Origin of the sequence: Burkholderia sp. Bp9031, from assembly GCF_003857965.1 — a bacterium.
Taxonomy (GTDB): Bacteria; Pseudomonadota; Gammaproteobacteria; order Burkholderiales; family Burkholderiaceae; genus Burkholderia; species Burkholderia ambifaria_A.
The window spans coordinates 1-632 of the sequence record NZ_QTPW01000097.1 but is presented as its reverse complement, the minus strand read 5'-3'; the positions used below and the strand labels follow the sequence as shown (position 1 = coordinate 632).

At 65.5% G+C, this 632-nt stretch carries 1 protein-coding gene and 1 pseudogene; both read right to left on the bottom strand.

Features of this window, described 5'->3' with window-relative positions; genetic code table 11:
- Positions 1-158 precede the first annotated feature (158 nt).
- Complete coding sequence (locus tag DIE15_RS36665) at positions 159-326, bottom strand: DUF1427 family protein (protein ID WP_057924229.1); 168 nt, start codon at positions 324-326, stop codon at positions 159-161.
- A gap of 165 nt (positions 327-491) precedes the next feature.
- Positions 492-632 (bottom strand): annotated as a pseudogene (locus DIE15_RS36660) (hydrolase); the annotation flags it as partial.

Sequence of the window (632 nt, the reverse complement as noted above, 5' to 3'; positions counted from 1 at the left end):
TCCGCTTCGCTGCCGACCGCGACGAAGCGGCCCGCGGCGATCGCCACGGCTGTCGCTGTCGGGTTCGCGCGGTCGAGGGTCGTGAACCTGCCGTTGCGGAGAATCAGATCCGGTTGGGTTTCGGTTGCGGTCATGTGCATCACCTCACTTCACTTCGATCAAAAGCCGATGAGCTGCTTGAAGGCGGGGACCGCCTGCACGCCGATCAACATGCCGAGCAACCCGACCAGGGCAATCAGCGGCGGTGCGGGAGAGCGAACCTTGATTGCACTGTAGATCACGCCTATCAGCAGGCCCGCACCAAGGGAAACCAGATAAGGTTCCATACGATCAATCTCCCGAACAAGTTGGCATGCAGGCGACCGCCCCGCAAGCGCTGCGCGGGCGGCGTCCGCGGGTCGACCGCGTCACGCCGCCCGCATTGACGTATCGCCGCTGCGGCGCGCGCATGGCACGCGCCGCAGCGGCATCGATAGTCGTGACTGCCTGCGTCACTTCGCCGGCACGGGCGGGAGCGACTCGTGCGGCGTCTGCGTACGCTCGGCGGCCTTGTGAACCATCGTGTACGCATAGTCGACGCCCATCCCGTACGCGCCCGAATGCTCCTTCGCGATCGCCATCACCGCGTCATA